This window comes from Sphingomonas taxi (assembly GCF_000764535.1).
In the GTDB taxonomy this organism is placed as follows: Bacteria; Pseudomonadota; Alphaproteobacteria; order Sphingomonadales; family Sphingomonadaceae; genus Sphingomonas; species Sphingomonas taxi.
This window is the reverse complement of sequence record NZ_CP009571.1, coordinates 281,501-300,503: the sequence shown is the minus strand read 5'-3', so window position 1 is coordinate 300,503 and position 19,003 is coordinate 281,501. Positions and strand designations below refer to the sequence as shown.

Annotated in this window: 17 protein-coding genes; 11 read left to right on the top strand and 6 right to left on the bottom strand. The window is 64.5% G+C overall.

The features are described 5' to 3' along the window. The first annotated feature begins 41 nt into the window (after positions 1–41). Entirely contained in the window at positions 42–1,136 is a 1,095-nt protein-coding gene (locus tag MC45_RS01315; protein WP_156143743.1) for an alpha/beta hydrolase family protein, read from the top strand. Positions 1,137–1,158: 22 nt separating this feature from the next. After that, complete coding sequence (locus MC45_RS01310) at positions 1,159–1,509, top strand: antibiotic biosynthesis monooxygenase family protein (protein ID WP_218916692.1); 351 nt, start codon at positions 1,159–1,161, stop codon at positions 1,507–1,509. Between the two features lie 49 nt (positions 1,510–1,558). On the opposite strand, the gene MC45_RS01305 is transcribed toward MC45_RS01310, so the two are convergent. From MC45_RS01305 to MC45_RS18530, 3 genes are all read right to left on the bottom strand, one after another. Next, positions 1,559–2,281: a CPBP family intramembrane glutamic endopeptidase gene (locus tag MC45_RS01305; protein WP_038658579.1), complete on the bottom strand. Its 723-nt coding sequence runs from the start codon at positions 2,279–2,281 to the stop codon at positions 1,559–1,561. Then, positions 2,278–3,051 carry an alpha/beta fold hydrolase gene (locus MC45_RS01300; protein ID WP_052075461.1) on the bottom strand — a complete coding sequence of 258 codons (774 nt, stop codon included), beginning with the start codon at positions 3,049–3,051 and terminating at the stop codon, positions 2,278–2,280. Before MC45_RS01300 ends, MC45_RS01305 begins: the two co-directional genes overlap by 4 nt. Before the next feature lie 149 nt (positions 3,052–3,200). Then, positions 3,201–3,668 (bottom strand): nuclear transport factor 2 family protein, encoded by a 468-nt coding sequence (locus MC45_RS18530; protein ID WP_169742508.1) that lies wholly within the window; start codon positions 3,666–3,668, stop codon positions 3,201–3,203. Positions 3,669–3,809: 141 nt separating this feature from the next. On the opposite strand from MC45_RS18530, the gene MC45_RS01290 reads away from it, so the two are divergent. Beyond that, a complete protein-coding gene (locus MC45_RS01290) occupies positions 3,810–4,709 on the top strand; it encodes an AraC family transcriptional regulator (protein WP_169742507.1) in 900 nt (299 codons plus the stop codon). Between the two features lie 35 nt (positions 4,710–4,744). On the opposite strand, the gene MC45_RS01285 is transcribed toward MC45_RS01290, so the two are convergent. Beyond that, a complete protein-coding gene (locus MC45_RS01285) occupies positions 4,745–5,374 on the bottom strand; it encodes a TetR/AcrR family transcriptional regulator (protein WP_038658576.1) in 630 nt (209 codons plus the stop codon). Positions 5,375–5,483: 109 nt separating this feature from the next. On the opposite strand from MC45_RS01285, the gene MC45_RS01280 reads away from it, so the two are divergent. From MC45_RS01280 to MC45_RS01265, 4 genes are all read left to right on the top strand, one after another. Further along, positions 5,484–6,617 (top strand): FAD-dependent monooxygenase, encoded by a 1,134-nt coding sequence (locus MC45_RS01280; RefSeq protein WP_038666170.1) that lies wholly within the window; start codon positions 5,484–5,486, stop codon positions 6,615–6,617. 37 nt (positions 6,618–6,654) lie between these two features. Beyond that, complete coding sequence (locus tag MC45_RS01275) at positions 6,655–7,539, top strand: BPSS1187 family protein (RefSeq protein WP_052075457.1); 885 nt, start codon at positions 6,655–6,657, stop codon at positions 7,537–7,539. A gap of 12 nt (positions 7,540–7,551) precedes the next feature. Then, complete coding sequence (locus MC45_RS01270) at positions 7,552–7,899, top strand: lysozyme inhibitor LprI family protein (RefSeq protein WP_052075456.1); 348 nt, start codon at positions 7,552–7,554, stop codon at positions 7,897–7,899. Between the two features lie 238 nt (positions 7,900–8,137). Then, positions 8,138–8,896, top strand: a complete 759-nt coding sequence (locus tag MC45_RS01265) for an alpha/beta fold hydrolase (protein ID WP_038658573.1) — start codon at positions 8,138–8,140, stop codon at positions 8,894–8,896. A 134-nt stretch (positions 8,897–9,030) separates the two neighbouring features. Here the strand turns inward: MC45_RS01265 and MC45_RS01260 are convergent, their stop codons facing one another. Next, positions 9,031–10,566 carry a cation:proton antiporter gene (locus MC45_RS01260; RefSeq protein WP_038658570.1) on the bottom strand — a complete coding sequence of 512 codons (1,536 nt, stop codon included), beginning with the start codon at positions 10,564–10,566 and terminating at the stop codon, positions 9,031–9,033. Positions 10,567–11,245: 679 nt separating this feature from the next. Between MC45_RS01260 and MC45_RS01255 the strand changes: the two genes are divergently transcribed. Genes MC45_RS01255 through MC45_RS01240 form a run of 4 tightly spaced genes read left to right on the top strand, consistent with a single transcriptional unit; the run spans position 11,246 to position 17,986 of the window. Beyond that, positions 11,246–12,535, top strand: a complete 1,290-nt coding sequence (locus MC45_RS01255; RefSeq protein ID WP_245640804.1) for an MFS transporter — start codon at positions 11,246–11,248, stop codon at positions 12,533–12,535. Continuing rightward, a complete protein-coding gene (locus tag MC45_RS01250) occupies positions 12,532–14,637 on the top strand; it encodes an alpha-galactosidase (RefSeq protein WP_038658568.1) in 2,106 nt (701 codons plus the stop codon). Before MC45_RS01255 ends, MC45_RS01250 begins: the two co-directional genes overlap by 4 nt. Next, on the top strand, positions 14,634–15,791 hold the full coding sequence (locus MC45_RS01245) for a glycoside hydrolase family 68 protein (protein WP_081974277.1): 1,158 nt from the start codon (positions 14,634–14,636) through the stop codon (positions 15,789–15,791). Before MC45_RS01250 ends, MC45_RS01245 begins: the two co-directional genes overlap by 4 nt. Further along, positions 15,791–17,986 (top strand): alpha-galactosidase, encoded by a 2,196-nt coding sequence (locus tag MC45_RS01240; RefSeq protein WP_081974276.1) that lies wholly within the window; start codon positions 15,791–15,793, stop codon positions 17,984–17,986. The genes MC45_RS01245 and MC45_RS01240 overlap by 1 nt, the downstream gene beginning before the upstream one ends. Here MC45_RS01240 and MC45_RS01235 read toward each other — a convergent pair. Next, complete coding sequence (locus tag MC45_RS01235; RefSeq protein ID WP_038658566.1) at positions 17,983–19,002, bottom strand: LacI family DNA-binding transcriptional regulator; 1,020 nt, start codon at positions 19,000–19,002, stop codon at positions 17,983–17,985. The genes MC45_RS01240 and MC45_RS01235 overlap by 4 nt on opposite strands. Between the last annotated feature and the right edge of the window lies 1 nt (position 19,003).

Here is a 19,003-nt window from a genome sequence, read left to right as displayed (position 1 = left end):
TCAACGGCAGGATCAGGCAAGTCATTGGCAGGATCATGGATGTGATCAATGCCAGCGATAACCAACTGCATATCATGGATCATGGTCATCAGCAGCCGGGGAAGTGGCGACGCAAGTGTGTCATCAGCCCTGCGCTTCCCGACCCCGTCCCGGTCATTTGCGCCACCGACCTTTCCTACCGGGCCGATGGCAATCGACTGCAGACACTCAGCCTATACCTGCCCCAGACGGACGAAACCGAGGCGCTGGTTAGTATGCCGGTGTGTGAACTACCTTGCCTCGGTACGAACTCGGGCTGTCCGGTCGCTCTCGTGCACATCCACGGCGGCGCCTGGCGCAGTCCCGACGTGACGGCCGCGTCGATCGAACCGACGGTTGCCTGCGCGTTCGCCACGCCTGACGATACACCGCTCAAGGTGGTCGCCTCGATCGACTATACCATCTCCCCGTTCCCAAGCGCGCCGAGCGATTCCTACGATCCGCGCGTGGACGGTCACTCGGATCCAGCCCGCGAAGCGGTCCACCCCCAGCATCTCGACGACGTGCTTCGCGCCTTCGAGATGCTGCGATCTCTCGGTCTGTCCGACGGATCATACGTCCTGTCGGGCCATAGTTGCGGCGCCTGCCTGGCTTTCCAAGCGGTGCTGACGGAGCCTGCCGAGTTCGGGCTGTTGGACGTATGTGCACCGCCGACGCCGGCCGCCGTAGTCGGCGTCAACGGCCTATACGACCTGCCCGGCCTGGTGCATCACCTCGACCCGTCGCATGCGCATCTCGAGGCCGAGTACCGAGACCTGTTGACCATTGCGTTCGGGGCCGATGAACAAGTGTGGGCGGCCGGCAGTCCCGCTCGGTTCGAGTTGGGTACGACAGCTAGCCGCCTGCGTCGTTTAGGCGGCCTTGCCACAATCCTGCTCGAGCAGAGTCCGGACGATCAGCTGGTGCCGATGAATCAACGTGAGAAGCTCGCGCGTCATATCATCGATGCGACTGTGTTCGATGTTGTTGAAGGCTGGCGGTGTTCCGGCTCACATGCCACGCCTTGGGAGCAGGGCGACATGATGTGGCGCAGCATTCTCAATGTCCTGGACCGCTATCGGTCCCTGAAACCACCGTGCAATACCTTCGTGGAGTAAACTAATGCCCAAACTAGTAGAGATGGATCAGGCCGTCACGCTGACCGATCAACTGAAGTCCGAGGACGAGGCCGTGGTCCTCATCAACACCTTCGTGGTTCCGCCGAGTCTCGCCGACGCTTTGCTGGCGGCGTGGTCGAGCGATGCCGGACACATGAAGGCACAGCCGGGTTTCATCTCGACCCAGCTTCACCGCGGCATTGCTGGAAGCGGCGTTTTCCTGAACTACGCCGTCTGGCAGTCGGTCGGCCACTTTCGCGCGGCGTTCGCCAGTCCCGCATTTCAGGCGCGCCTGGCAGATTACCCGGACGAAGCCGCGGTCAGCCCGCACCTGTTCCGCAAGATAGAAGTGCCCGGCATTTGCGTCGCCTAACCGGCATTGGACCGACACGCGGACAGATCGCGTGTCCAGCAGACAGCCGCTAGAAAAACGAGTCTCCGAAATTGGAGAGGTTGTGGGCGAGGACCGGCATCACCAGTGAGCCGGTCCTCACACGCAGCCACAGCAGCCCCGCGCCGATCGTGCCGCTTTCGACGAGTGCGTGCCAGTCCACCTGGATCGCCCCTTCCACAACGAACAGTCCGTGCCCGGCTGCGAAGAGGAAGGTGACCGCCGTTCCTGCCCACCAAAGCGACGCCCGTGTCATCTCTCCGCCGTTTCCGAACGCGCGAATCAAGAACGCGAACAGCAGGCCGCGAAAGACCAATTCCTCGTCGAGCCCCGGCATGATGGCTTGGAACAGCAGTCGTTCCGGCGAGAGACTGCTCCCGTCGGACCTGATTGCCCCGTAGGTCCACGCGAAGGCGCAGATCAGCACGACGACGATACCTGCCGGCAGCAGCGATCCCGCCTGCTGCCGCATCGTCAGCCCGATGTCGTCGCGCGACAGCCCCGATCGCCGCCAGACGAATAGGGCGACGGCCAAAGCAAAGACCTTGCCGAGCCAGTTCCAGTGCAACCCGGCAGAGATCGGGACGGCCTCCTGAAGCCGGAGCCCGAGGGGAGAAACGATCCAGTACAGGATCACGACGCCGAACCCGGCGAGTAATGGCTCGCGGCGCGTCCGTACCCCCGCGAGCCGCAGGACGATCACGCCGATGAGCACGATGCCGAGGTGAAGCGCCAGGGTGAGCGGAATGTTCACCGGACCGCCTCCTCGGACACGATGAGGCGCGAACGCCAATCGAGGATCGCCGCGGCGATTTCCGGCGCGGCGTCCTCCTGGATGAAGTGCTTGGCGTCGAAGAGATCGACGATGCGACGGTCGGCAAACAGGCTCGCGAAGCGGTCGCGATCCGCCGCCTGGAACGCGCCGTCGGCGCTGCCCCAAAGGATCAGCGCCGGTTTGTCGCTTAGCCTATTCAGGCCCCTTTCGACCTCGGCCAGATAGGGCGCGCTCGCCCGAATGTGGCGGGCGAAGATCCATGTCGGCAGACGCGACGCAGGGGTTGGGAAAGGTCCGAGACACGCCGCGAGTTCCGCCGCCGACAACGTCCTGCTGATCCCTGCGGGGATCAGCCAGCGTGCGAGGACGTTGGTCCGCCGGATCAGGTAACGCGCGAACGGGTTGCCGAAGATGTAGGAGAACCCCTTCATCCCCGGCGTCGCGGGCCAGGCGAACGAATTGCCGATGATCAGCGATTGCACGCGGTCGGGCTGGCGCGCCGCAAAACCCAATCCGATCGGGCCGCCCCAGTCCTGAACCATGATCGACATCAGGGAAAGATCGAGCGCGTCGACGAACCCCTCGATCGCCATCGAATGTTCGCGAGGCGTGAAGCCGTAGCCACGCCTCGCGACACTGAGGCCGAAGCCGGGATAATCGACCGCGATACACCGAAAATGCGGCGACAGTCGCCGAACGATGTGCCGGTATAGGAACGACCAAGTCGGATTGCCGTGCAGGAACAGCACACCGGGCCCGACCCTTCGTCGATGTAGTGAAGACGATGGCCGCCAACGTCGACGAAACGACTGTCATAGGGAAACAGCCGTCGATCGAGCCAGACCGGATCATCTTCCCTCACGCCGAAAGCTCCTTCGAAGCGAGTGTTCGCTCACATCTATACTGCTGGCGAGACCTCGAAGACGTCGCCGGCGAAATTCGCGGTGTCGAGCCAGATATATTGGAAGTCACGGCGCACGAACAGCCAACGATCGCCAGTCCGGCGCAGCAGATCGTTCGTTACGCTGTGACAGCGGAAGCCGGTGTCTCCGGGGCCTCGTCCTTCCTCGTGGACCAGGGTTCGAGCCCGCGCAATGTCACCGTCGATCACGATCGGTCCCTGGAACGCGAACTGGACGAAGAACTCTTTCGGCTCCTTCAGCTTCTTGAACATCGCGACGATGTCGTCCGGTCCTTCGGCGCGTGCCTCGAAGGGCTTGCCGATGGCCCAGACCCCATCCTCTGCCCACAGGTCGCGAAAGGCATCATAGTCGCCAAACGTTCCAGCATCCGCAAAGCGGGCAGTAGCGTCGCGGATGGCGGCCTCGTCCACGAGGCGGGCGATCAGGCGGTCTGAGTTCGGCATCGACATTCTCCCAATTACACGCGAGAAAGATAGTCGAAACCGGAGCCGAGCCATGTGCAATCCTGCCAATGACGTGCCCGATCCTGCCAGCTTCACGTCCGCTCCGCCGCCGACCGGCAGGCCATGATACGCCAGGAGACCGTGGCCGCGCTGATGCGCCTTGCGGATCGTTCGCTGCCAGGCGTGCCGATCAGAACGGCGATCCCGCACGTGATGATCTGGTCGAGCCGGATGCCGACGGACGCGAGACTGGCGCTGTTCGAACCGAAGTTCTACCTTCTTCTACAAGGCCGAAAACGGTTGCTGATCGGTGGCAGGGATCTCGAGTTCGGAGCCGGCGATTGCGCGATATCCGCGGTCGGACTGCCTTTCTCGACCCAGGTGATCGAGGCGACGCACGAGGCGCCGTACATAGGGCTGGAGCTCAGCCTCGATGCGGATGTGGTCGCCACGCTGATGGGCGATGCATCGGTCGAAGAGACGCCCACCGCGCCGACGTTCGTGACCGCGCCGCTGAACGAAGATGTGATGGACGCCGTCGATCGCCTCGTCCGCCTGCTACAACGTCCCGATGACATCCCGACGCTGGCTGGCCAAGCCGAACGCGAGCTCTGCTATCGTCTGCTTCAGGGGCCGATGGGCGACACGCTTCGTCAGACCGTCCAGAAGGGCACTCGTGCAGCCCGGATCAGACAAGCGATCGCCTGGATCCGACAGAATGCCCGCGAGCCGATGCGGGTCGCCGATCTCGCGGACGCGGCCGGAATGAGCGGCACCTCGTTCCACCGTCACTTCAAGGCGGCGACCGGGAGCAGTCCGCTCGCCTACCAACGCTACATCCGCCTGCTCGAGGCCAGACGCATGATCGTCTCCGGAGAGGCCGATGTGACCGGCACGGCTTTTGCCTCAGGCTACGCGAGCAGTTCCCAGTTCAGCCGGGAGTATAAGGAGATGTTCGGCACCCCACCGATCGCGGACCGGCGACCAGCACTTCGTCTGACCCGACGCTGCCCAAGTCAGGAGGGAGCGGCACCGGCTTGACGCTCGCCCCCTGTTTTCCTCGTAGCTGGCTATCTTCAGCAATAGGCCGTGCCGGAGAGCGCTGCCTTCGTTCCGATCGTACCGCGATCGACAAGATCGAGGAACAGGCGCTTGGCGGCCGCGACGTCGTGGCTCCTGAGTAGCAGCGCATGCGCTTGGAGGAATGCGCTGGCCCAGGCAGCTGCCAGAAGCGCCGCGGCGAACGCCGCATCGGACTCCTGTTCGGGGCGGCCAGCGACTTCCGCCAGGATCACCGCCAAGGCACGGACGAAATCATCGCGCATCTGCCGGGCTCGTGCCTTCAAAGCCTCGCTGTTAAGCACCGTTTCGACAAATCGCTCGGTCCCATCGAATAACGGAAACGGCGGGTCCGGCTGTTCGATAAGACGATGCGCCAGGAGCCGCAGCGCCTCGATCGGAGACGTGCCGCCGCTCCGGGTGCGTACAGCATCGAAGGCGAGGTCGTGGATTTCCTGCTCGCGATCGAGGAACAGGTCCTCCTTGCGCGAAAAGTGGTTGAACACCGTCATGCGACCCACGTCGGCGGCATGGGCGATCTCGTCGATCGTGACGTTGTCGAAGCCCTTGTCGAATATCAATCGCGTCGCGGCGTCGGAGATTGCCCGCCGTGTTGCCAGTCGCTTGCGTGTCCGTCTGTCCACCATTGGAACGATCGTCTCAATCCCGCATTCTATACTCGGTACACAAATGGACTGCATATCGATTGGATAGTTGGTGATGGTAGAGGGACCAATGGACGTTCAGTCAACTACGATGACGCAGACGGAACTTCGGACAGCGCTTGTCAGCGGCGCTAACTTTGCCGGTCTTGCCACCGCATTCTGGCTGAAGGGACTGGGCTATCGCGTTACGATCGTTGAGACGGCGGCAGGAGTTCGTCGCGGCGGCACTCCGGTCGACATAAAAGGCGAAACGGTCGGAATCCTTGAGCGGATGGGCCTGCTTGATCGGGCTTGGGCCAAGAGGCTGCCGCCCCGCGCCTTCACCTTCCGGGGCGCCGATAACGAGACGCTGGGTGCCATCGATCACACGGCGCCGAAAGACAGGACGCACGACTTCGAGATCCATCGCGACGACCTCCTCGATCTGTTGCTGGACGCAGTGGATGGTTCCGTCGACATAATCTACGATCGTTCGATCGTTCGACTGCAGGAACATGCAGATCAAATGTCCGCGACCCTGAACGACGGTAGTCGGCACGATGCAACGCTGGTCTTCGGTTGCGATGGCAACCGCTCGAACACCCGGAATCTCGTATTCGATGACGGTGATGCCGCATCCTACTTCATGGGCGGCTATTTCTACCTCAAGGTGGTGCGGGAAACCGGGCTGCTACCCCCCGACACGTCGGAGGTGTTCAGTGTGCCTGGTCGCACTGCCATGCTGAACGGCTACGACGATCGGACCGACATCTGCTTGGCGTTCCGAGCCGACAGCGAGATCGCGTACGACTATCGCGACCGGGCACGGCTGCGACGTCTGGTGCACGAGCATTTCGACGGGCTCGGATGGAAGGTGCCGCAGATGCTCTCGCATGTCGATGACGAGGAAGACTTCTATTTCGACCGCGCGACGCAGATCAGGATGCCGAACTGGTCGAAGGGTCGCGCCGCGCTGGTCGGCGACGCGGGCTATTGCGTGTCCCCTATAGCGGGCATGGGCGGATCAATGGCGATCATCGGTGCCGCCAGGCTCGCAGATGCGCTGGCGCAACACGCAGACGACCATGCCGCAGCCTTCCGTGCGTACGAAGACGGACTGCGTCCGTTCGTTGAAGAGGTCCAAACCCGGGCAGCGACCGAGGGCATGGCAGTCATCTTTCCCGCCAGTGCCCACGAACTTGCCGAGCGGGACCGCAAGATCGCGGCGAACGAGATCGCGCTGTGATCGACCGGTCGAGCCGTGGATGATGGAGTAGATGCGAATGCTGAAGACGGCTTGTAAGCAGTTCGGCGCCGCGTTAGCCGCCGCCGCCTTATCACTGTCCGGCGTCTCGGCGCAGGAACTGGTCCGTCCGTCGGCGGCCAACCCGCAGGTGCGACAATATGACGATCCCAACCTCGTCTACGCGGGCGCGCCATCGCGCAACGCGCCGCTCGTCGTGTTCATGCCCGGCACCAGCGGCCGTTCGGAAACAGCGCCGCGCCTGCTCCTCGATACGATCGCGAGCCAAGGTTATCGCGTCGTGTTCCTGACCTACAACGACATGCCCGCCGTTGCCCAGGTGTGCCCTTCACGACCCCCGGCCTGCTCGGCCCGTTTCCGGGGAAGTCGTGCATTTGGGGGCGACGGACCGCCGGTCGCGACACCCGCACCGGAGGCCATCGCGAATCGTCTGGGCGATCTGCTCCGCTATTTGCAAAGGACCCATCCCGACGCGGGATGGAGTGAATATTTAGACGCGGAGGGCCGTCCGGCCTGGCCGCGGATTATCCTGTCAGGGCTGTCGCAGGGCGCCGGCATGGCCGCCTTCATGGCGCAGCGATATCCCGTCAGCCGGGTCGTGCTGTTCTCGAGTCCCTGGGACGTCACCCGACCGGATCAGCGTCCCGCGCCGTGGCTCTTCGCTGCCTCGGCAACGCCGCCCGCACGCTGGTGGGCAGAGCGACACATTCGCGAGAATACGACGCGACTGATCGCGAACGCCTATGACGCTCTGCGTATACCAAGAGACCACATCCTGCTGTTCGACGGTGGACTTCCACCCGGCAAGTCACCGGATGACGGCAATCCTTATCACGTCTCGACCGTGCAGCTCCGCCAGTATGTTCCGCAGTGGCGCACGATGTTCGGCGCCGCCAACCAATAGAAGGAATTTGCGATGCTCTTACTCGCCTTCGCGCTTGTCGCATCCGGTGAACTCGACCGTTGCCTCAACACCGGCGAAGCGGCACGCGGCGTGACGACGGACATGGCGGCATGCTTCGTCGCGGATTTCGAGCGTGCCGATGCGACGCTCAACGTTACCTATGCGAAGACCATGAAACGACTACCCGCATCCCGTCAGGCGGCATTGCGCGCGTCGCAGCGCGCGTGGATCGCACAGCGTGATCGGGCCTGCCCGCTCGACAACTCCCCCGGAGCGGGCACGATCGAGAGATTGAACCATCCCGGATGCCTGGCGAGGCAAACCAGGCGGCGCATAACCTGGTTGTCGCGTTACCGCTGACGGAGCGATTGAGCGCAGCGGCGAAAGTGCGGAGCGCTCAACTCCTGCTGCGACGTTACGGTGTTCGCCAATAGGGTAGGACAATCGTGAGCGGCAAAATTGGTTGATGGCTGCGCAACGAACAATTGCGGATGAGCAGTGTACGACGCCGGCATCCAAGCGGCCCCTGCCCTGCCGGCTTTGGACAAGAGCAGTGTCGCGCGACAGCTATCACGTCAAAGTGCGAGGGTGACGAACGATGATTGAGATCTCCCGTACTACGCTGTTTGCGGATGCGCTCCCGATCGCCTGGTACGAGATGGGAAGCGGGCGTCCTACGCTGCTCCTGCATGGTGGTGCCGGCCCAGGATCGATGATGGGCCTTGCCACGGGCCTGGCCGCACGGGGCAGGCGCGCTATCATCCCGGTCTATCCAGGTTTCGACGGTGAACCTCGGCCTAGTTGGTTTCACCGCATTGACGATCTGGCGATCATGGCACTCGCGCTGATCGAGTGGCTCGAGATCGGCGATGTCAGCTTGATCGGTAACTCGGTTGGCGGATGGCTGGCGATCGAGACAGGGCTTCGCCGCAGTCCGCGCATCGCCGAGCAGGTCATCATCGATGCTGTGGGGCTCGACCCGACGCCCGAAGGCGGTGGAATCGTCGATCCCGCCACACTGCCGCCCGCCTTGCTGCTTGCACACTCATTCCATGACCCATCACGCGCATTGGTGCCGAGGGATGCCGCGGCGGCAACGACCATGGCGAACAATCAACGTGCGTTGCGCGTCTATGCCGGCGAGCCGTTCATGCACGATCCATCGCTGCGAGGCCGCCTTTCCAGCGTCAACATTCCGACACTGGTGCTCTGGGGGGAAAGTGACCGGATCGTGACCCCGGCTTATGGACAGCAGTTTGCAACTTTGATCCCGCACGCGCGGATGCAGTCCATCGCAGCGGCCGGCCACTTTCCACAAATCGAGCAACTCGACGACGTCTTGGCTGCCATACGGTAGACGCATTCAGCAGCTCGACGCTGTCGACCCAAGAAACGACATTCACGACGTCGCAATGAGCCTTGAAACTGGCCATTCGTTCAAGCGTGGACCCGTGTGGGCCGCATGCAATACATCCCGATGACGGGAGACGTTCATGTCTCGGCGATCCGCCGCTCCTCCTCGGGCAATAAGGTTAGCTCCCTCCAGTCGAGTTCTTCTTGCAGAACGTAGAAACTGTCTATCCCGACTTCTTCGCCATTCAGTAGCCGGGCCAGCTCGGCCCGTTGTGCCGACACCACGGCAAGCCCGGCGCTGTGCTGCCCCTTGATCCAGTCCAGCAACTCTGGACGGTCGTGCTTATCTCGCTTGGCTTCGAACAACCGAGCGAGATCTTCCGCCTGGGGATGGCTCCGCAACTCGTCGAGCGCGACATTGACCAGCCGGGTACGGGCGGCCCACATCTCGTCCGCGGGATTCTCCATCCGGTCCAAGCCCAGCCAGCGGATCAGCGGTGCGAGCGTCAGCCCCTGCCCTACCAAGGTCGCCAGCACGACCGAGAACGCCGTCAGCACCACGAGGTCGCGCTGCGGAAACGTCGCGGGAAGGGCGAAGGCCGTCGCCAGCGTGACAAGCCCGCGCATCCCGCACCAGCCGACAAGGACGCTTTGCCCGATCGTCGGGGGCGACAGCGCGCCGCGTGCGCTTCGCGATCGACGAGCGACCTGCCCCCACGCCATCACCACGACGAAGCGCGTCGCGATCACCGCCAGCACGACCAGTCCTGAGAACCGTAGTGCAGGCCAGATCCCGTCGCCCGGCAGCCGCTCCAGGATCGAGCGCGCCTGCATCCCCATCACCAGGAACGCGGTGACGTTGAGCAGGAAGACCACTGCTGCCCAGACCGCGAAGGAGTGAACGCGCATCCGCGGCGACGAGCCGGCGTTTGGCGAATGGGCCGCCGTCACTGCGAACGCGACGACTGCCAGCACAGCCGACAGATCGAGATGGTCCGCGATCAGCCAGATCACCCAGGCGGTGACAAACTGGAGGAGGTTTGCGCCGAGCGTCTTGCCCGCGAAGCGCTGGATCCACCGTACCGGCCACGAGAGCACCACGCCGAGCAAGATCCCACCGGGTACCGCAATCGCCACGTGCAGTCCGATTGCCCCCGGCGATCCCTCCGCCATTTGAAATGCGAGCGCGCCCGAGAACAATAATAGTGCGGTGGCGTCGTTGAGCAGGCTTTCGCCTTTCAGGACGGACACCGTCGTTCGCGGCAGCGCCAACGCGCCGATCACCGCGGTCGCGGCCGCGGCATCGGGCGGCGCCACGATCGCACCGAGCACGATAGCCGCTGCAATGGGAAGCCCGGCCACCGCCCATCCGATCCATGCGACTATCGCGGTCGTCGCGAGTACCGCGCCGACGATCAGGATCACCAGCGGGCGCCACAGCCGCCCGGCCGTCACGAGCGGGAAGTCGAACGCCGCGTCAAGCAGCACCGGAGCGATAAACAGTGCCAGCGCGGTGCCCGGATCGAGTCGGATCGCCGCGACCCCTGGTACAAACGCCACTGCCATGCCCGCAATGGCAAGCATCGCCGGGTACGGTAGCCCGATGCGGCGAGCAATCTGCAGCAGGAGTATGGCAACCAATAACAGTGCCAGCAGGCTCTCGAAGAAGGTCATGGCCGAGAGTACCATCGACACGGATGCAGCGTTAGTAGCGCCGTCGGTCAGACACCTGACGAGCCACGGACGGAGAACGGCGATGGCATGCTCGCTGGATCTTCGCATCGGTGTGCGCCGCTACCGCTGGGATAACCTGGATGCGCCTCTGCCGCGACAGATGAGGTACGTCGCAGTCTCCGGTCAACATCACCCAATCCCGGCCATTCGAGCACATTTTTTGCTGCTCGAGTCCTGCCGCCCATTTATGCGAGCGGAGCCCCCGGGAGCGCAATTGGCCACGCGGAACGGCTTGGTTTGGGGGCAGTGCAATCAGGCAGCTATCGCGCGTCTTCGTGAGGATTGCTGACGTAGGCGGACCTTTCCTGCACATTGCCTCCCGATCCCTCTCCAACACGCGCTTCAGGACGACGAAGTCGGGAACAGGTTACGGAAAACGGCCGCCCCCGGCGGCATCGGGAAGACCGATCCTGCCTTGGCAGTCCCGCCAGACCCTCTTTTCATGTGCGCCAAACGATCCGGGCATGCCGGCTAAAACTTTTCGCAATCGATTGTTGTGCCCCCTGGCTTATTGCTGATATGCCCCGCTGACGCCTGCGAAGATGGGCATCAGCCATTGAGGATGTCGATGCCCCTGCCCGGTTCGAAGCCACACCTATCGCTACCGCGAATCCTCGAGATGAACCTCGGCTTCCTCGGTCTCCAGTTCTCGTTCGGGCTGCAGCAGGGGAATATGGCGCCGATCTACAGCTATCTAGGAGCTTCGGAGGCGTCGCTGCCGCTATTGCAACTGGCGGGACCGATGACCGGTCTGCTTGTTCAGCCCCTGATCGGTGCGATGAGCGACCGGACCGACAGCCGCTGGGGGCGACGAACGCCGTATTTCCTGATGGGAGCGCTGCTCTGCGCAGCAGGGTTGTTCTTCATGCCGCTGAGTTCGTCGCTGCTGATGGCGGTGTCGATGCTGTGGATCCTCGATGCCGGCAACAACATCACGATGGAGCCGTATCGTGCCTATGTTTCCGACCGGCTGAACGAGGACCAGCACCAGATCGGGTTCCTGACGCAGAGCGCCTTCACCGGCCTCGCGCAGATGCTGGCGTTCCTTACCCCGTCGGTGCTGGTCTGGGCGGGGATGAACCAGGACTGGGTCGATGCGCACAACATCCCCTATACGGCGCGGATCGCCTTCATGGTCGGCGCGGCGTTGAGCTTCACGACGATCCTTTGGTCGATCCGACGGGTTCCCGAACTGCCGTTGTCGGCGGAGGAGAAGCTTCGGATCGCCGCCGAGCCCAAGGGGTTCGGCGCTATGCTGGGAGAGATCGCATCGGCGATCCACGACATGCCCGTTGCCATGCGCAAGCTGGCGCTGATGAGCTTGTTCCAATGGTACGCGATGGCCGCATACTGGGCCTATGTCATCTATTCGGTCGGGCGATCGGTGTACCGCACCGACGTACCGACATCCTCCGGCTTCCATTCCGCGGTGCTGACCAACGGTGAGATGGCGGCGTGGTATAACGGCGTCGCCTTCGTCGCGGCATTCGCGATGGTGCCGCTGGCGAAGCGAGTGGGCGCGGCGAGCCTGCATGCCGCCTGCCTGATCCTGGCGGGGGCCGGCATGTTGTGGCTGCCGCACGTCACGGACAAAGCCATGCTGTTTCTGCCCGCGATCGGCATCGGCATCGGCTGGGCAAGCATCATGGGCAATCCGTACGTCATCCTGGCCGGGGCGATCCCGACGGAACGAACCGGCGTCTATATGGGCATCTTCAACATGATGATCGTGATCCCGATGCTGATCTTCTCGGGTACGATGTGGCTGTTCTACGACCGATTGCTCGGCAGTGACCCGCGGAACGTCCTGACCTTGTGCGGTGTGCTCATGTTCGCGGCAGCCGCAGCGGTCTGGAGCGTGCGCGAGCGCAATGCTCAGGGACTCCCCGTCGGAGCCAGCGCCCGATGATCGTACACAACGGACCCACCACCAGTCTGGTGCTGGAAGCGCGTGGCGATCGGCCTCCGGTATGGCGGTGGTGGGGACCAAAGGTCGATGCCGCGGCCTTGCCGCCGCTTGCCGACGTCCGTCCGCTGACGTCCTTCTCGCTCGACGTGGATCAGCCGCTGACCGTGACGCCGGCGTTCGGCTCCGGCTGGTTCGGATCGCCGGCGCTGCGCGCGCATCGGGCGGGACGGGCCTTCGCGCACTGGTTCGAGACCCGGTCGATCGTGGCGACGGACGACGGGATCGTCGTCACGCTGGTCGATGAGACCGCGCGTGTCACCGTGGTTCAGCGGATTTCCGTCCGCGGTGACGGCATCACGCTTTCGGCGAGCGTGATCAACGATGGCGACGGTGTGCTCGACGTCGAATGGCTCGCCGCGGGAACCCTGCCGCTGCCGGCCGACTGCACCGGTATCCGCAGCTTCCAGGGCCGTCACAACGCCGAGTTCGTCCCGCAGGTCGAACCGATGCCGTCGCACGGCTGGTTGCGCGAGAACCGGCGCGGGCTGACCGGGCACGCCGGGCCACCGGGCCTGTTCGTCATGGGACCGGATGCGGGATGGCACGGCGGCCGCGTGCATGCGGCCCAACTGGCCTGGTCGGGCAACCACCGGCTGTCGATCGAGCGCGACGACGATGGCGTATGGCTGCTCCAGATGGGCGAGGCGCCGGCACCGGGGGAATGCCGGCTCGCACCGGGCGAGCGCTACGACACGCCGGACATGCTGGCGGTATGTTCGGTCGCCGGGCTGAATGGCGCGATGCAGGGCTTTCACACGGCGATCCGCGGCCGCGCGCCCTGGCCGGCAACGGGGATGCCGCCCCGCGCCGTGCATGTGAACAGCTGGGAAGGGTTCTACTTCGACCATGACGAGGCGGCGCTGATGGCGCTCGCGGATCGCTCCGCCGCCTTGGGCGTCGAGCGGTTCGTGCTCGACGACGGCTGGTTCAAAGGGCGCGACGACGACACCGCGGCGTTGGGCGATTGGGTGACGGATCGCACCAAATATCCGAACGGACTGGCGCCGCTGGCGAATCATGTCGTGGCCCTCGGCATGACGTTCGGGCTGTGGATCGAGCCGGAGATGGTCAACCCGGACAGCGATCTGGCGCGGGCACATCCCGATTGGGCATTGCAGGCGGATGGTGTTCCGTTGCTGACGTCGCGGCATCAGCTGGTGCTGGATCTCGGTCGGGCGGAGGTGCGAAACTATCTGTTCGAGGCGATCGATGCCCTGCTGCGGGACCTGCCGATCGCCTATCTGAAATGGGATCACAACCGCGACCTGGCACCCGCGGGGGGCGCGGACGGACGGCCCGGCTATCATGCACAGGTCGTCGGCGCCTACGCAGTGCTCGATCGCCTGCGGGTGGCGCATCCGGCGGTGGAGATCGAGGCCTGTGCAGGCGGTGGCGGGCGCATCGACGCCGGTATCGCGGCGCGGACACACCGGTTCTGGACCAGCGATTGTATCGACGCGGTCAGCAGGGTGCGGATGCAGCGGGGGTATCTGCACTTCATGCCGCCGGAGATGATGGGCAGCCATGTCGGCGCCAGCCCGGCACATTCCACCGGGCGGCGACAGGGCATGGCGTTCCGCGCTGCGGTCGCGCTTCCCGGGCATTTCGGGGTCGAGCTGGATCCCGCGACGCTGACCGATCGGGATGCGGCGGTGCTCGGCGAGGCGATCTCGCGGTACAAGACGCTACGGGATCGGCTTCACACGGGCCGCGTCTGGCTGGGCGACGGACCCGACGGGCTGGTCTGGCAGATGCATGGTGACATCGGCGACCTGTTGCTGAGCGTGACGCGGATCGATCCCACGATCGTCCGCCGTCCGCCCGCGGTGACGCTGCCGCCGCTGGCCGGTGCCGGGCCGGTGCGTGTCCGCCTGATCGACCTTGCGAGCGAAGACGGACACCCGCCGCCCGATGCCCCTCTGTTCGCCCGGATGCGGGCGGAGGGCGTGCTGTTCGACGGCGACTGGCTGGCACAGGCCGGTCTCCCGATCCCGATGATGAAGGCGGAGAGCGTCGCGCTGTTCGCACTGGAGACACCATGATCCCGACCGCTCCCTCCCCGGCTTTTCGCGATGATCCTGAAATCCCGACGCCCTGGACCGCGGCGCAGGCACGAAGGGCGGCGGACCAGCCCGCCGCGGCGCTTCCGGTCATCACGGCGGCCGATGTCGTTCCGATCATCGCCGGTCACGACCTGTGGGATATGTGGCAGATCGCCGATGCCGACGGCCGGACGGTGATCGTCGAGGGCTGCAGCTGGTGGTTCTTCCTCGCGACGCCGCGGTTCGCCGATCCCGACGACCGGCACGACGCGGCGCGCATCCGGCTGACCAGCCATGGCGCGGACGGCTGGCGCGATCATGGAAATGCCTTTCCGGACGGGTTCACGCCGGGCAGCCGCGAATGGTCGGGGTCGGCAGTGCTGGACGACGATGGCGTCACGCTGACGATGTATTTCACCGCATCGGGGCGCAAAGGCGGACCGCGCACCTTCGAACAGCGGCTGTTCGAAACGCGCGGGCGCTTCGCCGACGGGCGGGTTGGCGACTGGAGTATGCCGGTCGAGTCCATCGCGGCGGATGGCGAATTGTACCTCCGCGCCGACCAGGAGGACGCAGTGGACGGCCGCATCAAGGGCTTCCGCGATCCCGGATATTTCCGCGACCCTGCGGATAACGCCGAATATCTGCTGTTCAGCGGATCGGCGGGCCGGGTCGACGACGTGCATGATGGCGTTGTCGGTGTCGCGCGCCGGGCGAGCAGCGACGATGCGTGGACGCTGGCACCGCCGCTGGTCGAAGCGATCGGCGTCAATAGCGAGCTGGAACGCCCGCACATCGTGCACCGCGACGGCCTGTATTATCTGTTCTGGTCGACCCAGGCGAAGCGCTTCGCCGATGGCCTTGGCGCGCCAACCGGATTGTACGGCATGGTCGCATCCGACATGTCGGGCCCCTGGCGTCCGCTCAACGGTTCGGGCCTCGTCGCCGCGAATCCGCCGGCGGAGCCGTATCAGGGCTATTGCTGGTGGGTGACGGGCGAAGGCGACGTCATCAGCTTCGTCGATTTCTGGGGATTGGCCTGCAAGCCGCTGGATGACGCGACGGTCCGCCGCGCGCATTTCGGCGGAACGGCGGCGCCCTGGTTCCGGCTGGCGTTGCAGGGCGATACGGCGACCGTCGTGGTGCCGCGGTGATGCGACGCCTGTGGCTCGGCCTGCCGTTCGTGGTTCTGGCGATACCGGCGCAGGCGCGGGTTACGGCAGCGCCGGGCGCGCGGGTGTTCCGGCTCGATGGCAACGGCGTGACCTATGCGCTCGGTATCGACGACAAGGGCTATCTGCGATCGATCCACTGGGGTGGTGCCGTAGCCGAGAGCGATCCCATCGTCGTGCCGATCGTCACCGAACCGTCGAGCTTCGATCCGACACCCACCGTGACGGCGCAGGAGTTTCCGGGGCAAGGCGAAGGGCTGGTCACCGAACCGGGCGTCAAAGTTGCGTTTGCGGACGGCAATCGCGACCTCGTCCTCAAATACCGCAGCCACCGCGTCGATGGCGAAACGCTGACGGTCGAACTGGCCGATATCGCGCAGCCCTTCACCGCGACCCTGCGCTACACGATCGATCCCGACACGGGCATCCTCGCGCGCTCGGCGACCATCCACAACGGCAGCCGTCGCCCGGTGCGGGTCGAACAGCTCGCCGCGGCGGTGTTCACGCTGCCGAGCGGCGACGATTATCGTCTGAACTATCTGACCGGGCGGCATGCCGCGGAATGGACGTTGAAGACGGTGCCGGTCACGCCGGCCCTGACGGCGATCGAAAGCCGGCGCGGCCTGACCGGCCATGGCAACAACCCATGGTTCGCGATCGGCAAAGAGGGCAAGACCGCCGAGGAAAGCGGCCCCGTGTGGTTCGGCGCCCTCGCCTGGTCGGGCTCGTTCCGGATCAGCGTCGCCCAGGACGTGCTAGGTCGGGTGAGGATTGCAGCGGGGTACAATCCTTACGATTTCGCGTGGCGATTGAAGCCGGGCGAAACGCTGGAGACGCCGGTCTTCTATGCCGGATATTCGGATCATGGAATGGGCGGCGCATCGCGTACCTTCCACGATTTTCAACTCGCACACATTTTGCCGGACCATGCCCGCGCGAAGCTGCGCCCGGTGCTGTACAACAGCTGGGAAGCAACCGCGTTCGACGTAACGGAATCAGGGCAGATGGCGCTGGCGGAGAAGGCGGCGGCGATCGGTGCCGAGCGGTTTGTGGTGGACGATGGCTGGTTCGGCGCACGCGACAGCGACCGCGCCGGATTGGGCGACTGGACCGTCAACCCGCGCAAATTCCCCAATGGGCTGAAGCCGCTGATCGATAAGGTGAAGTCGCTCGGTATGGATTTCGGCCTGTGGGTCGAACCGGAATCGGTCAATCCCGACAGTGACCTGTATCGCAGGCATCCCGATTGGGTGATTGCCTTCCCCGGGCGTCCCCGCACCGAAGCGCGCAACCAGCTCGTCCTGAACCTCGCGCGTGCCGATGTCCGCGCGCATGTCCTCGGCTGGCTCGACCGGCTGGTGAGCGAGAACGACATCGCCTTCCTCAAATGGGACGTCAACCGCCGCTGGACCGAACCGGGCTGGCCCGGACAGGCACCGGAGGATCAGCAAAGGCTTTACGTGGACTATATCCGCAACCTGTACGCGATCCTCGATACGCTGCGGCAGCGCCATCCGGGTCTGGAAATCGAGGGGTGCGCGGGGGGCGGCGGCCGCGTCGATCTGGGGATGATGGCGCGGGTCGACGAGGTTTGGCCATCGGACAATACCGATCCATCGGACCGGCTCGCAATCCAGGACGGCTTTACCCGCGCCTATGCGCCGGCAACGATGATGGCGTGGGTGACCGACAGTCCCAATTGGGCGAACACGCGTGTCACCTCGCTCGACTATCGGTTCCTGTCCGCGATGCAGGGCGGGCTTGGGATCGGCGCGAACCTGATCAAATGGCAGGCGGAGGACTTTGCGACCGCGACGAAATGGATCGCTGCCTACAAGACCATTCGCCCGACCGTGCAGCGCGGAAAACTCTATCGCTTGGTAAGCCCCGATGCGTCGGTCTCGACGTCCGCGACGATGTACGTGGGCCGGGATCAGCGACAGGCGGTGCTGTTCCAGATGCTGCATTCATCGATGTGGCGCGACAACCCGGGTGCGATCCTGCCGTTGGGGCTGGCGCCTGAACAGCGCTACAGGGTGCGGATGCTTGGTGGCGGTGCACTGCCGGCAGGCATACCCACGATCGCTAGCGGACGCTATTGGATGACGCAGGGCATTCGTGCGCCGCTCAAGGGTGATTTCGTGGGAGCGGCCTTCGTTTTCGAGGCGGCACCCTAGGCACTGTCGCGAACGATCAGGCGAGGCGTCATTTCCAGAGACGGTGTGTCTTCACCCTTTATCCGCGCGAAAAGCGCGTCGATCATGGCGGTGCTGCCGATCGCGAGATCCTGGCGGACCGTCGTGATCGACGGGATCATCTGTTCGGTAAAGGGCAGATCGTCGAAGCCGGTGACCCTGATGTCGCCCGGTACGGAAAGGCCGCGTTCGGTCAACGTGCGGATCGTCTGACGCGCTATGACATCGGAGGCACAGGCGATCGCGTCGATCTTTCCCGAAACCCGGTCGAGGTTCGCGGCGATCTCTTCGCCCATCACGTCGGATGCCATGTGCGTGTCCAGCTGGATCGGTGGCGCAATGCCCGCCGCTTGGGCCGCGGCACATAAACCGCGGTGGCGTTCCGTAATCTCGAGTGTGCGGATTTCGCCCATGAAGGCGATGCGGGTCGAGCCCCGGGCGATCAGATGCTCGCCGACCAATCGGCCGCCACCGAAGTTGTCGACGCCGATCGCGCAGTGCCGCTGGCCCGGCACATGACTGCCCCATACGACCAACGGCTGGTAATCCTGTGCGACGGCTTCGATGACGTCGAACTGGTCGGATTGCCCGATGAGCAGGACGCCATCGACCATCCCGGATCGGACCACTCGGCTTAGCCAGTCTTCGGCATCGGGGATGATGCGCGACAGCATGATGTCATAGCCGCGCTCGGTCAGCGCATCGGCAAGATGCCCGAACAGCGTGAGGAAAAACGGGTCGGAGACATGCTGACGGCGTTCGTGACCGAGCGGCACGGCGATGCCGATCACACCCGTACGTTGCGTTCGCAGCCGGCGAGCCATCTGATTGGGTTGGAAGTTGTGCTGCGCCGCGAGCGCCTCGATCCGCAATCGCGTTTCGTCGTTCACTACCGTGCTGCCGGCGAGCGCGCGCGATACCGTACCCGCGTGAACACCGGCGAGACGCGCGAGATCCGCAAGGGTTCGAATGGTGACGCCGGGCTTTGCTTTCGTCATG

Bases quoted from the DNA above. Each gene is read 5' to 3' on its own strand.
- MC45_RS01310 (WP_218916692.1), top strand. From the start codon at position 1,159: ATGGATCAGGCCGTCACGCTGACCGATCAACTGAAGTCCGAGGACGAG.
- MC45_RS01260 (WP_038658570.1), bottom strand. From the start codon at position 10,566: ATGACCTTCTTCGAGAGCCTGCTGGCACTGTTATTGGTTGCCATACTC.
- MC45_RS01270 (WP_052075456.1), top strand. From the start codon at position 7,552: ATGCTCTTACTCGCCTTCGCGCTTGTCGCATCCGGTGAACTCGACCGT.
- MC45_RS01285 (WP_038658576.1), bottom strand. From the start codon at position 5,374: ATGGTGGACAGACGGACACGCAAGCGACTGGCAACACGGCGGGCAATC.
- MC45_RS18530 (WP_169742508.1), bottom strand. From the start codon at position 3,668: ATGCCGAACTCAGACCGCCTGATCGCCCGCCTCGTGGACGAGGCCGCC.
- MC45_RS01275 (WP_052075457.1), top strand. From the start codon at position 6,655: ATGCTGAAGACGGCTTGTAAGCAGTTCGGCGCCGCGTTAGCCGCCGCC.
- MC45_RS01265 (WP_038658573.1), top strand. From the start codon at position 8,138: ATGATTGAGATCTCCCGTACTACGCTGTTTGCGGATGCGCTCCCGATC.
- MC45_RS01245 (WP_081974277.1), top strand. From the start codon at position 14,634: ATGATCCCGACCGCTCCCTCCCCGGCTTTTCGCGATGATCCTGAAATC.
- MC45_RS01235 (WP_038658566.1), bottom strand. From the start codon at position 19,002: ATGACGAAAGCAAAGCCCGGCGTCACCATTCGAACCCTTGCGGATCTC.
- MC45_RS01255 (WP_245640804.1), top strand. From the start codon at position 11,246: ATGAACCTCGGCTTCCTCGGTCTCCAGTTCTCGTTCGGGCTGCAGCAG.
- MC45_RS01240 (WP_081974276.1), top strand. From the start codon at position 15,791: ATGCGACGCCTGTGGCTCGGCCTGCCGTTCGTGGTTCTGGCGATACCG.
- MC45_RS01280 (WP_038666170.1), top strand. From the start codon at position 5,484: ATGACGCAGACGGAACTTCGGACAGCGCTTGTCAGCGGCGCTAACTTT.
- MC45_RS01250 (WP_038658568.1), top strand. From the start codon at position 12,532: ATGATCGTACACAACGGACCCACCACCAGTCTGGTGCTGGAAGCGCGT.